11 protein-coding genes are annotated in these 12,456 nt (G+C 62.9%); 9 read left to right on the top strand and 2 right to left on the bottom strand.

What is annotated here, in order from left to right; all coding sequences use genetic code 11:
• Nucleotides 1-91 precede the first annotated feature (91 nt).
• Nucleotides 92-1,195, top strand: a complete 1,104-nt coding sequence (locus tag PanNE5_RS09915) for an aminopeptidase (RefSeq protein ID WP_039830502.1) — start codon at nucleotides 92-94, stop codon at nucleotides 1,193-1,195.
• A gap of 183 nt (nucleotides 1,196-1,378) precedes the next feature.
• Here the strand turns inward: PanNE5_RS09915 and PanNE5_RS09920 are convergent, their stop codons facing one another.
• Both PanNE5_RS09920 and PanNE5_RS09925 read right to left on the bottom strand, forming a co-directional pair.
• The gene (locus tag PanNE5_RS09920) at nucleotides 1,379-1,858 is read right to left on the bottom strand and encodes a MarR family winged helix-turn-helix transcriptional regulator (RefSeq protein ID WP_017234766.1); all 480 of its coding nucleotides are present in this window, start codon (nucleotides 1,856-1,858) and stop codon (nucleotides 1,379-1,381) included.
• A 202-nt stretch (nucleotides 1,859-2,060) separates the two neighbouring features.
• A complete protein-coding gene (locus PanNE5_RS09925; RefSeq protein ID WP_017234765.1) occupies nucleotides 2,061-3,215 on the bottom strand; it encodes a porin in 1,155 nt (384 codons plus the stop codon).
• Between the two features lie 318 nt (nucleotides 3,216-3,533).
• Between PanNE5_RS09925 and coq7 the strand changes: the two genes are divergently transcribed.
• The 8 genes from coq7 (at nucleotide 3,534) to mraY (ending at nucleotide 12,332) form a co-directional block, all read left to right on the top strand.
• Nucleotides 3,534-4,190, top strand: a complete 657-nt coding sequence (gene coq7 / locus PanNE5_RS09930; RefSeq protein WP_261939694.1) for a 2-polyprenyl-3-methyl-6-methoxy-1,4-benzoquinone monooxygenase — start codon at nucleotides 3,534-3,536, stop codon at nucleotides 4,188-4,190.
• Nucleotides 4,191-4,652: 462 nt separating this feature from the next.
• Nucleotides 4,653-5,081, top strand: a complete 429-nt coding sequence (mraZ, locus tag PanNE5_RS09935; protein WP_026132111.1) for a division/cell wall cluster transcriptional repressor MraZ — start codon at nucleotides 4,653-4,655, stop codon at nucleotides 5,079-5,081.
• Between the two features lie 46 nt (nucleotides 5,082-5,127).
• On the top strand, nucleotides 5,128-6,057 hold the full coding sequence (rsmH, locus tag PanNE5_RS09940; protein WP_017234762.1) for a 16S rRNA (cytosine(1402)-N(4))-methyltransferase RsmH: 930 nt from the start codon (nucleotides 5,128-5,130) through the stop codon (nucleotides 6,055-6,057).
• Nucleotides 6,054-6,398: a cell division protein FtsL gene (gene ftsL / locus PanNE5_RS09945; protein ID WP_017234761.1), complete on the top strand. Its 345-nt coding sequence runs from the start codon at nucleotides 6,054-6,056 to the stop codon at nucleotides 6,396-6,398. The genes rsmH and ftsL overlap by 4 nt, the downstream gene beginning before the upstream one ends.
• Nucleotides 6,395-8,170, top strand: coding sequence for a peptidoglycan D,D-transpeptidase FtsI family protein (locus PanNE5_RS09950; RefSeq protein WP_017234760.1), 1,776 nt, complete (start codon nucleotides 6,395-6,397; stop codon nucleotides 8,168-8,170). The genes ftsL and PanNE5_RS09950 overlap by 4 nt, the downstream gene beginning before the upstream one ends.
• Nucleotides 8,158-9,741, top strand: a complete 1,584-nt coding sequence (locus PanNE5_RS09955; protein ID WP_261939695.1) for a UDP-N-acetylmuramoyl-L-alanyl-D-glutamate--2,6-diaminopimelate ligase — start codon at nucleotides 8,158-8,160, stop codon at nucleotides 9,739-9,741. The genes PanNE5_RS09950 and PanNE5_RS09955 overlap by 13 nt, the downstream gene beginning before the upstream one ends.
• On the top strand, nucleotides 9,738-11,147 hold the full coding sequence (gene murF, locus PanNE5_RS09960; RefSeq protein ID WP_261939696.1) for a UDP-N-acetylmuramoyl-tripeptide--D-alanyl-D-alanine ligase: 1,410 nt from the start codon (nucleotides 9,738-9,740) through the stop codon (nucleotides 11,145-11,147). Before PanNE5_RS09955 ends, murF begins: the two co-directional genes overlap by 4 nt.
• 15 nt (nucleotides 11,148-11,162) lie before the next feature.
• Nucleotides 11,163-12,332, top strand: a complete 1,170-nt coding sequence (gene mraY, locus PanNE5_RS09965) for a phospho-N-acetylmuramoyl-pentapeptide-transferase (protein ID WP_017234757.1) — start codon at nucleotides 11,163-11,165, stop codon at nucleotides 12,330-12,332.
• The last annotated feature ends 124 nt before the right edge of the window (nucleotides 12,333-12,456 follow it).

Consider the following 12,456-nt stretch of genomic DNA (forward strand, 5'->3'; position numbering starts at 1 on the left):
CCGATGCCGAGCTGACGCCGAGGAGCCCGCGATGCGTAACCCTGCTGCGATGCTCACACCGTTCCCGGTGTTCTCCGCATGCCGGCGTTCGATGTTTCGCGCCGCCGTGGGTTTAGCCGCCGGCTGGGCGGTACTGTTCGGTCTTGCCGGATGCGGCCAGGTCGGTTACTACGCGCAGTCGATTAACGGGCACTTCACCGTGTTGCATGAAGCGCAGCCGGTGTCCGATCTGCTTGCCGACCCATCGGTTGCCCCGCATTTGCGCACACGGCTGATAGAAGCCGAGCAAATCCGAAGCTATGCGGTGTCCGCGCTCGGTGAACCGGACAACGGGAGTTATCGTAGCTATGCGGACCTCAAGCGACCGTTCGTCGTCTACAACGTCTTCGCCGCGCCCGCGTTGTCGTTGAAGCTTCGCGAATCCTGCCTGCTGGTCGTCGGATGCGTCGAGTATCGGGGCTATTACTCTCGTGAATCCGCCGAGGCTTATGCGGCCGAGTTGCACCGAGATGGCTGGGAGACGTTCGTCGCGGGGATTCCGGCGTATTCAACGCTGGGCTATTTCGACGATCCACTGCTCAACACTTTCATCTATCTTCCGCGGGCGGAAGTGGCGCGGATGATTTTCCACGAACTCGCGCATCAGATTCTATTTGTTCGAGGCGATACGGCATTCAACGAGTCTTTCGCCGTGACAGTGGAAACCGTGGGCGTACGGCGCTGGCTGACGGCGCATCCCGACGCGGCCATGGAATACGAGCGATACGACGCGCACCGACGCCAGTTCCGTCAATTGGTGGAGGGTTATCGCAAGCGCTTGGAAACCCTGTACGACGGCTCGGAAACGAACGCGCAGAAGATCGCGACCAAGGACGCGCTGTTCGCCAGCATGCGTGCTGACTACGAGCGATTGAAGGCGTCCTGGGGTGGGTACAAGGGGTTTGACCTTTGGTTTGCCTCGCACTTGAATAACGCCAAAATCGGATCGTTCGCGACGTATAACCAGTGGGTGCCGGCGTTCATGGCGATGCTGGCGGAGGTGCATGACGACCTGCCAGCCTTTTATGCCGCCGTTAAAACCTTATCGAAGCGGCCAGAGGCCGAGCGCGTTGCAGCGCTCACCGCGCTAGACAGCACCCCGGCGGCCGCCGCAGCGCGCGACTTGCTCGACAAGCCGTTGCAGGCGCGGCGATAGACTGTCTGAGGAACACCGCAGAATCTGGATCCGAGCGTCCGAGCCCGGCGTTCGACGCGCGAAGGGCGAAGGGCGACACCGAGCCTTGAGCGTCAACGCGGCGCAGGTCGAACGTTGGAGATCCCGGATCTAAAGTGAGTGGCGGTGTCGCCGTTTCAGATGGGATACGGCGTCTCGCATCCCTCAGGCAATCACCGACTTCAGGTCGCCCAGCAGGGCATAAAGTTGCTTCTGCCTGTCTTCCGGCAGCCTTCCCAGGCGCTGCTCGATCCACTGTTCATGAGCACGAGCCATATCGGAGAACGCCTTCTTACCGCGTGGCGTGAGCTTGATCAGAAAGGCGCGCCGGTCATTGGCGACCGTCTGGCGCGTGACCCAGCCTTCCTTCTCCAACTGATCGGTAATACCCGTGACGTTTCCGCCGGTGACCATCATCCGCTTGCTAAGCTCCCCCATCTTCAGCCCCTCGGGGTGTCGGTCGAGTTGCGCGAGCAGATCGAAGCGAGGCAGCGTGCAATCGAAATCCTGGCGCAAGCGCGAGCGGATGTCTGTCTCGATCATGTTGGCGCAGGTGAGGAGGCGCAGCCATAGCCGCAGGGCATCGTGCTCGCGATCGTGGGCTCGGGTTTCGAGATCGAGAGAGTCGGCGTCGGCGAGGCTCATGGTGGGCAACGTAAAATTTACAGTATGGAAATTTTAGGTTTGAAATAAACCCTCGGTCAAGCTGGGGTCGTTACGAAGTCCTGGTGCACGCGATGCCAGCAACCGGCAAACGGTGGCAGCAGTTGCTGCTTCGCCGACACGATAAAAAAAGGGCACCCGAAGGTGCCCTTTCGTCAAAGCCTAAGTGACAGAAGCTGTCAGCTTAGAACTTGTGACGGATACCAGCCGTAACGGCGAACTGGTTCGTGCTGTTCGCGAAGCCTTGGCCGTTCATCGACGCGCCGCCAGGAGCGTCGTTGTTGGCGTGTTGCCACAGACCAACCAGGTACGTGTCCGTGCGCTTCGACAGGAAGTAGTCGACGCCCAGGTTGACTTGGTGGTACTTCGGCGAAATATCGGTCGTGCCCGATGCCAGCTTCGTCCAGGTGTACGTGTAAGCCAGGCCCAGTTGCAGGGCCGGGGTCAGCATGTACTTGCCGTTCAGTTCGACGTTGTCGAACTTCCAGCTGCCGCCGCCGATGTAGTCATACTTGCTGTGGCTGTAGACCAGGCCAACCGTAGCCGGACCGAAGGCGTACGAACCGCCTGCCGAAGCAATGTATGCCTTGTCGCTGGAGGCCAGGCCGCCGGCGGTCATCGCCGTGTTCTGGTCGCCGCTCAGCAGCACGCCGCTCGAGTTGCTGCCCGGTGCGCCGAGGTACAAGTAGCCAGCGCCCAAGGTCAACGGACCGTTGGCGTAGCCCATACCAACCGACCATGCACGGTTGTTCGCGAAGCCCGTGCCCGTCGAACCGTTGTTAGCCGAGTTCGAGAAGCCGTACAGAGCGCCAGCGCTGAAGCCGTTGTAGTTGGCGGTCGTGTACTTGATCGAGTTGTTGATGCGGAACGAGTTGTTCAGGTTGTCGTTATCGAACGGGTGAGCGCCCGAATACGTTGCCCATTGGCTGCCCGAAGCGAACGGACCAACGAAGTCAACTACGGAGTCGTACTGACGACCGATCGACACCGTGCCAGCCGTTGCGCTGCTCAGGCCAACGTAAGCTTGACGACCGAACAGGCGACCGCCTTGAGCCGACATGCCGTTGTTGACGTTGAAGCCGCTTTCCAGCACGAAGATCGCCTTCAGGCCGCCGCCCAGATCTTCAGCGCCCTTCAGGCCCCAACGCGAACCTTGCAGGTTGCCGCTGTTCAGCGAAATGTTCTTGGTGGCGTTGCCCGTGCCGGCAACGTTGCCGCCCGTCTTGTTCACGTACGTGAAGCCACCGTCGATGATACCGTACAGGGTCACGCTGCTTTGAGCGTGAGCAGCGCCAGCGAATGCGCCGAGCACACCCAGAGCGAGAAGCGACTTTTTCATTGAGTGATCTCCAAAGGATTGTGAGATTTGTTTAACAAGGTCACTAGTGATAACGTCCTTGCTAATCAACTTCGCGAGAAGTTGGACGTAATGTAACAAATTCACTGTGGGCGGCAAAGGAAAAGGCCGGTTTTGCGCGGGTTTGCGGCGTCCTTTGTTTCGTTTACGCAACAGCCCGCAAACCGGCGTCCAGCGGGGCTTTCATGCCTTTGCGCCCGCGCAAGGCGCGCCGGACAAAGGCGCGTATCATCCGTGACGGACGTGACGCAATCGTCTGGCGTCCCACATTGTGAAAAATCGAAGTGAGTTGAAAGTACGATGTTTTCCGACAGCCTGATCTCTGAACTTGACCGCGGCCTGCGAGCGATCGCCGGCGTTACGCAAGCCTCCCGCCCGACACCTGCTGTCGATGCTTCCCGCTCTACTATATTGAGTGACGCACCGATCGGCGACGACGCGTTGACGCCGCAAGAGCGGCGGCATGTTGCGGGCCTTATGCGCGTGAATCACGTGGGGGAAGTGTGCGCGCAGGCGCTTTATCAGGCGCAGAAGCTGGCGACAACGCGTCCGGAGCTGCGCTCCGCCTTCGAGCGCGCCGGCAAGGAGGAAGAAGATCACCTTGCCTGGACGGCGCACCGTCTCTCGGAACTCGGCTCGCGCCCGAGCCTGCTCAACCCGCTCTGGTATGCCGGCGCGTTTGCCATCGGCTTCGTGGCGGGCAAGTGCGGCGACAAAGTCAGCCTGGGCTTCGTGTCGGAGACGGAGCGGCAGGTCGAGCACCATCTTGATAGCCACCTCAACGACTTGCCACCGCACGACGTGCGCTCGCGCACCATCGTTGACCAGATGCGCCGGGACGAGATCGAGCACGGTCAGGCGGCGCGCGACGCCGGCGGGATTGATCTGCCCGCCCCGGTACAGCGCGTAATGCGCGCGGCCGCGAAAGTCATGACGACGACGGCCTACTATATATAGAGCACTTGAAATAGCGCGCCCGAAATAGAGCACTTGAATAGAGCCCCTGAAGCGTTTCCTCGATTGACCCCCACCTCCCGTGTCGATCTTCCCCTCGTGTGGCGCGTGCCAACCGGCAGTTGCCGCGCCTTGGCTCGGCGTAAGTGCGCACTACTCGCTAGCGATAGTGCTGGCGGGCCTCCCGCGAGGCAGTATCTAAAGTTTGAGGTTCCACATTCACTATCGCAGTTATGTCTTTAATTTTCCTGACAAAATTCCGTTTTCCGGCTTTAGGAAAGTGAGCTAAGTCATTGTTCTGCCTAACAAATTCCCTCCGAAAATCGGGTGAAACGCTTGACCGCCCAAACACTCTCCTCTAAAGTGGGAAATAGTGTGAGAAAGTGTATTTTTGTGTGGTGTAGAGCACAAAATCTTTCTCGTTCGGCATGACGGGCAGGCGGACGAAACCTCACGGGAGCGCATGTGTTTCAGGGAGCCTCGGCACTTTCACTGGATGCGAAGGGACGGATGTCGATTCCGGCCCGGCATCGTGACGTGCTGCAAGGCGACGCGCAAGGCAAGGTGACAATCACCAAGCACCCCGACGGATGTCTGCTGCTGTTCCCGCGTCCCGAATGGGAAATCTTCCGCGGCAAGATCGCCGCACTGCCGATGGACGCGCACTGGTGGCGACGCATCTTCTTGGGCAACGCTGCCGACGTCGAGATGGATTCGGCGGGACGTGTCCTGGTGGCGCCCGAGTTGCGCGCGGCCGCGGGCATGGACAAGGAAGTCATGCTGCTGGGCATGGGCAGTCACTTTGAACTCTGGGATGCCGCGACGTACGCCGCCAAGGAACAGGCGGCAATGGCGCAAGGCATGCCGGATGCACTGAAAAACTTCACTTTTTGACAGATCAGGTGGTCCGACGAGCATGACGCACGCGGTGGAAACGGTTATGCAGCACCGCACGGTCCTGCTTGAGGAGGCCGTGGATGCCTTGCTGTGGCGCGACGACGGCGTCTACGTCGACGGCACCTTCGGCCGCGGCGGGCACAGTCGCAGGCTTCTCGAGCGGCTGGGCGCCAAGGGGAGGCTGATCGCGTTCGACAAGGATCCCCAAGCGATCGCGGAGGCGGCAAAAATTGCCGATCCGCGATTTTCGATTGAACACGACAGCTTTGCGACGTTGCGCGAGGCGCTAGCCCGCCGCGGTATCGACAAGGTGTCGGGGGTGTTGCTGGATCTGGGCGTGTCGTCACCGCAGGTCGACGACCCCGCGCGCGGATTCAGTTTTCGTTTCGACGGCCCGCTCGACATGCGCATGGATCCCACGCGCGGTGAGTCGGCCGCCGATTGGCTGGCCCGGGCAACGCTGGAAGACATGACGGAGGTCATCAAGGACTATGGGGAAGAACGGTTTGCTTTTCAGATTGCAAAGGCGCTTGTTGCTCGCCGGGCAAACGCCGATCGCCTCGGTCCACTCGTCAGCACACGCGAGCTTGCCGAGATCGTGGCGGGCGCCGTCAAGACCCGTGAGAAGGGCAAGGACCCGGCAACACGCACCTTTCAGGCTCTACGGATTCACGTCAATCAAGAGCTTGCGGACTTGCAGATAGCCCTCGACGTAGCGGCCGATGTCCTCGAAACGGGAGGCAGACTCGTGGCGATCAGCTTTCATTCGCTGGAAGACCGCATCGTGAAGCGCTTCATGCAAGCGCGCTCGAGTGCGCCGGTGGTGGACCGCCGCGTGCCCTTGCGTGCCCACGAAATTCCCGAACCGCCGTTCAAGGCCAGCCGCAAGATCAAGCCGTCCGCCGCCGAGGTGGAGGCGAACCCGCGTTCGCGCTCGGCCATCATGCGGGTCATGGAGCGGGTGTCACCATGAGCCGGCTCAATGCGCTTCTGCTCGTGTTGCTCATCGGCTGCGCGCTGTCGCTGATCAATGCCCAGTATCGGGCACGCGGTACGTTCGTCGAACTCAATCGCGAGCAGGCGCTCGAGCATCAATTGTTGCAGGACTGGGATCGCCTCCAGTACGAGCAGAGCGCGCAAAGCAAGAGTGCCCGCATCGAAAGCGTTGCGCGCAACGACCTGAAAATGCAGGCCGTCTCGCCCGGTCGCACGCAATATCTGTCCGCACCGGCCGGTAGCGCCGGCGCGATGGTTGACGTGCCGGTGCCGAGCGCGAGTGCCGCGTCCGCGCCCGAGAGCGGAGGCAAGCGATGAATCGCCGCAAGGACGCCAAGGCCAAGACCAAGGATGTGCAGTTCTCTGCCAGCCCGGTCCTGTCCGTGCGTCTGCCGATGTGGCGATCGAAGATGCTCGTCTTCGTGATATTCGGTGCGTTCGGATCGCTGGTCGCGCGCGCCTTCTGGATTCAGGGCCCGGGCAATGCCTTCTATCAGCGCCAAGGTGAGAGCCGTTACGAACGCACACTGGAGATGTCCGCCACGCGCGGCAAAGTGTTCGACCGTAACGGACAGGTGCTTGCCACCAGTCTGCCCGTCAAGGCCATCTGGGCCATTCCCGAAGACGTGCCCGACGATATCTCGACGCAACAGGTGCGCCAGCTCGCGCGTCTGCTCGAGATGGGCGAGCCGGATCTGCGCCGGAAGCTGAATCAGGAAAAGAGCTTCGTCTATGTGAAGCGCCAGGTGTTGCCGGACGTGGCCAAGCAGGTCGCCGATCTGGACATCCCGGGCGTGTACCAGCGCAAGGAATACAAGCGTTTCTATCCGGAAGGCGAGATCGCGGCCCACGTGGTCGGCTTCACGAACGTGGAAGACATCGGGCAGGAAGGCGTCGAGTTGTCGATGCAGAAGGATCTGGCGGCCACGCCGGGAAGCCGTCGCGTCATCAAGGATCGTCTCGGCCGGGTGGTCGAAGGTGTCGACATCCTGGCGCAGCCGCGCGACGGTCATGACATCACGCTCTCGATCGACAGCAAGATCCAGTTCCTCGCCTATAGCGAACTGAAAGACGCCATCGAGCGCACGGGTGCGAAGGCCGGCAGCGCCGTGGTGCTCGATGTACGCACGGGTGAAGTGCTGGCGCTCGCGAACCTGCCGACGTACAACCCCAACAACCGTACCAACCTGACCGGCGCGCAGTTGCGCAACCGCGTGATGACCGACACGTTCGAGCCGGGCTCGATCATGAAGCCGATCACCATTGCCGCTGCCCTCGAAAATGGGCACGTGACGCCGACGTCGACGGTGATGACGACCGGCCGGGCCAACTTCTTCGGCGCGAACATCACGGACACGCACGACTACGGTCTGCTTACCGTGGCGGGCGTCATCCAGAAGTCCAGCAATATCGGCACCGCCAAGATCGCGCTGCAGATGAAGCCGCAGGAAATGTGGGACATGTTCACGAGCGTCGGCCTCGGCCAAGCGCCGAAGATCGGTTTCCCGGGCGCGGTGGCGGGGCGTTTGCGTCCGGCCAAGAGCTGGCGTCCGATCGAGCAGGCGACGATGGGCTACGGCTATGGCCTGTCGGCGTCGCTGATTCAACTGGCGCGTGCCTATACCGTGTTCGCGCATGACGGCGAGCTGCTGCCGATCTCCATTTACAAGACAGATGGCAGCGTCGTGAAGGGCACGCCGGTGATTTCTCCCGCGACGGCCCGCGAAGTGCGCAAGATGCTGGAAATGGTGACGTCGCCCGGCGGTACCGCCACGCGGGCGCAAGTGATCGGCTATCGCGTCGGCGGCAAGACCGGCACGGCGTACAAACAGTCGGGCAAGGGATACGACAAGAGCAAATATCGCGCGTCGTTCGTTGGCATGGCACCGATGTCCGAGCCGCGCATCATCGTGGCCGTCACGCTCGACGAGCCGGGGCGCGGGTCGCACTACGGTGGCGTGGCCGCCGGTCCGGCGTTCGCGGCGATCGTGGGCGGCACGTTGCGCGCGTTGAATGTGGTGCCGGATTCGCCGGTAACGAAGCTCGTCGTGAGCGACAAGGTGGAGGAGAGCGAGCCATGGGCACCGTGACCCCGACGCCGCACAACCCCGCCACGCTCGCGCTCATCGCCGACGCCGCCGAGCGCGCCACGCTGACGCAGGCGTGGGACTGGCTGCGCCGTACGGTGCCGGCCGGTGCAGCGCTGCAGGCTGACAGCCGTCGCGTGACGTCGGGCGATGTCTTCGTCGCGTACGCCGTCAAAGGCGCCGACAGCCGCGGTTTCATCGCCGACGCCGTGGAGCGCGGCGCTGCCGCAGTGCTTTGGCAGAGCGACGACTTCACTTGGCCAGCGTCGCTGGCCAGCCTCGCGAACGTGCCGGCGTTCGGCGTGCCGCGACTTGACTGGCTGGCAGGCCCGCTGGCGGCGCTCTGGTGCGGTGAGCCGAGCGTTGGCATGACGACGTTGGGCGTAACCGGCACAAACGGCAAGACATCGTGCAGTCAGTGGCTCGCGCAACTGTTGTCGAAAGCGGGCAAGCGCAGCGCGGTGATCGGCACGCTGGGTAGCGGCTTTCCCGGGCATCTGACGGTGACCGGGTTCACCACGCCCGATGCGGTCCAGTTGCAGCGCAGCCTGAGCGACCTGCGGGCGCAGGGCGCGGCGGCGGTCGCGATGGAGGTGTCGTCGCACGGTCTCTATCAGGGACGCGTGAACGGCGTGGCCTTCGACATCGCTGTCTTTACCAATCTGACGCAAGACCATCTCGATTACCACGGCACGATGGCCGAGTACGAGGCGGCGAAGACGCGTCTGTTCGACTGGCCGGGCCTCAAGGCGGCCGTCATCAATCGCGACGACGCGATGGGGCAACGCCTGCTCGCGCGTCTGGCCGGGAAGACGCCGGTCTATGAATACGGCCTGCATGGCGACGCGAAGTCGGCGCATGGCAACGTTGTGCTGCGCGCCGAGGATATCCGCGCGACCACTGCAGGTACGCGCTTCACGCTGTATCTCGGTGATCACAGTCAGCAGATCACTGTGCCGCTCATCGGCGAATTCAATGTGAGCAACGCGCTCGCCGTGCTGGGTGCGGCGCTCGCCGCCGGGGCGCCGCAAGACGCCGCCATTGCCGGGCTTGCCGCGCTCACCCCCGTGTCCGGGCGTATGGAGCAAATCGGACAGCCGGGGCAGCCGCTGGTCGTCATCGACTACGCGCACACCCCCGACGCACTCGATAAGACGCTCGACGCGTTGCGGCCGGTAGCCTCGGCGCGTGGCGGCAAGCTCGTCTGTGTCTTCGGCTGCGGGGGTGACCGCGATACGGGCAAGCGTCCGCAAATGGGCGCGGTGGCGGAGCGCCTGGCCGACGCCGTCGTGCTCACGAGCGACAACCCGCGCACGGAAGTGCCGGCCGACATCATGGCGCAAATCGCCGCGGGCCTTGCGCACCCGGGCGCGGCACGTTGCATCGAAGACCGGGCGAGCGCGATTCTGCAGGCCGTGCGCGGTGCGCAAGCCGCCGATGTCGTGCTCATCGCCGGCAAGGGACACGAAAGTACGCAGGAAATTATGGGTAAGAAAAGGCCGTTCTCCGATCAGGAGCATGCGCGTCTGGCACTCGCCGCGCGTGCGACCACCGTGCGCGGAGGTGGCGAATGACGATGATGTGGCAATTGAGCGATGCCCAGACCGCCGTTCGCGATTCGCACGTGACGGGCGCCCCAGCGACCGCCTTTGCGCGCATCGTGACCGACAGCCGCGCGGTGCAGCCGGGCGATCTCTTCGTGGCGATCCGGGGCGAGCGCTTCGACGCGCACGACTTCCTGGCCGACGTGGCGCGTGCCGGGGCGGCTGCGGTGGTCGCGTCGCGCGTGCCGGAAGGGTTCGCGACGCCGGCGCTCATCGTGCCCGACACGCGCATCGCGCTGGGCGAGCTGGCCGCTGCGTGGCGCCGCCGCTTCGCGATTCCCGTGGTCGCCGTCACCGGCAGTAACGGCAAGACGACCGTCAAGGAAATGATCTCGGCGATCTTCGCCGAGGCGGTGGGGGCCGAGGCGCGTCTGGCGACCGCCGGCAACCTGAACAACGACATTGGCCTGCCGCTCACGCTGTTCCGTCTGAACGGCAGCGACAAGCTGGCGGTGCTGGAGCTGGGCATGAATCACCCCGGCGAAACGGCGTACCTCGCGGCGATTGCACAACCGACGGTGGCCGTCATCAACAACGCGCAGCGAGAACATCAAGAGTTCATGGTGAGCGTGGCCGCTGTCGCCGAAGAGCATTCAGCCGTGCTGGCAGCGCTGTCCCACGACGGGGTTGCCGTATTCCCTGCGGAGAGCGAATTTGCGCCGATGTGGCGCGAGATCGCAGGCAAGCGCCGTGTGCTCGACTTCGCGCTCGATGGCCGCGCCGCTGTCTCCGGACGCTACGACGTCGCAACGCGCGTACTGCGTGTAACGTCGCCGGCCGGTGAGTTTTCGCTTGCATTGCCGCTGCTCGGTGAGCACAACGCGCGCAATGCGTTGGCTGCGATTGCCTGTGCGTTGGGTGCGCATGTCGACATTGGCTCGATCGTGCGGGCACTCGAAGGGTTTTCCGCCGTCAAAGGCCGTCTCCAGGTGTCAACGCTCTCCAAGGGGCCGCTCGCGGGTGTCACATTGATCGATGACACCTATAATGCGAACCCCGATTCGGTCCGCGCCGCGATCGACGTGTTGGCGCAGACGCCGGCCCCACGGGTGCTGGTGCTCGGCGACATGGGCGAAGTCGGCGACAACGGACCGGCGTTTCACCGCGAGGTGGGCGAGTACGCCGCCCAGCGCGGTATCGATCGTTTGCTCGCGATGGGCGACCAGACGACAGCCAGTGTCGCGGCCTTCGGTGACGGCGGCGAGCATTTTTCCGACGTGACGGATGTGGCGCCGCTCGTGGCCGAGCTGAATGCCACGTTGAGCGCGCCGGCCACGATATTGGTCAAGGGAAGCCGCTTCATGCGGATGGAGCGCGTGCTTGAGCAGTTGCGCGCGACGAGTGAAAGCGGGGGCGGCAACGCCCCTGCCAAGTGAAAAAGGATTGATGGAATGTTGCTGACGTTGGCGCAATGGCTGCAAGCGGATGCGAGCTATTTGCGCGTGTTCAACTACCTGACGTTTCGGGCCGTGATGGCAAGCCTCACGGCGCTGGTGATCGGGCTCGCGTTCGGGCCGATGGTCATCCGCAAGCTCGCCGAAATGAAGGTGGGCCAGGCGGTGCGTACCGATGGCCCGCAGACTCACCTTGTGAAGTCGGGCACGCCCACGATGGGCGGTGTGCTGATTCTCATCGGTATCACGGTCGCCACGCTGCTGTGGGCGGACCTGAGCAACCGCTTCATCTGGATCGTACTGACCGTTACGCTGGGCTTCGGCATCATCGGCTGGATCGACGATTACCGGAAGGTCGTCTACAAGGACCCCCGCGGCATGTCGTCGCGCGAGAAGTACTTCTGGCAGTCGATCATTGGTCTGTTCGCCGCGATCTATCTGGCGTTCTCTGTGTCGGAGACGAGCAATCTGAAGGTCTTCGAGCTGTTCATCAGTTGGGTGCGTAATGGCTTCCCGCTTGATCTGCCCCCGAAGGCCGACTTCATCGTGCCGTTCTTCAAGACGATGAGCTACCCGCTGGGCGTGTTCGGTTTCATTGCGCTCACGTATTTCGTCATCGTCGGCTCGTCCAACGCGGTGAACCTGACCGACGGTCTCGACGGTCTCGTCATCATGCCGGTCGTGCTGGTCGGCGCGGCCCTCGGCGTGTTTGCGTATGTGATGGGTAACGTCGTGTACTCGAAATACCTGCTGTTCCCGCATATTCCGGGCGCGGGCGAATTGCTCGTGTTCTGTTCGGCGATGTCGGGCGCGGGGCTTGCGTTCCTCTGGTTCAACACACACCCGGCCCAGGTGTTCATGGGCGACGTGGGGGCGCTGGCGCTCGGCGGCGCGCTCGGCACGGTGGCCGTGATCGTGCGTCAGGAAGTCGTGCTCTTCGTGATGGGGGGCGTGTTCGTGGTGGAAACGTTGTCGGTGATGCTGCAGGTGACCTGGTTCAAGTACACGAAACGGCGCTTCGGAGAAGGGCGACGCATCTTCAAGATGGCGCCGCTGCACCACCACTTCGAATTGTCCGGATGGAAGGAAACGCAGGTGGTGGTTCGCTTCTGGATCATCACGCTGATGCTGGTGCTGATCGGTCTGTCGACGCTGAAGCTGCGCTGACGAGGCCCGGGGCCCGCGAAAAGGCGACCTTGTGAAATGACAATGTCGCCTTTTCGCAAAGCAGGACTCAAGGTAAGGCCGCTCGCGCCGATAGCGGAATATCGGCGACGTTGAGGTGATGCAT

It is taken from the genome of Pandoraea sp. NE5 (assembly GCF_024363545.1).
Lineage (GTDB): Bacteria > Pseudomonadota > Gammaproteobacteria > Burkholderiales > Burkholderiaceae > Pandoraea > Pandoraea cepalis.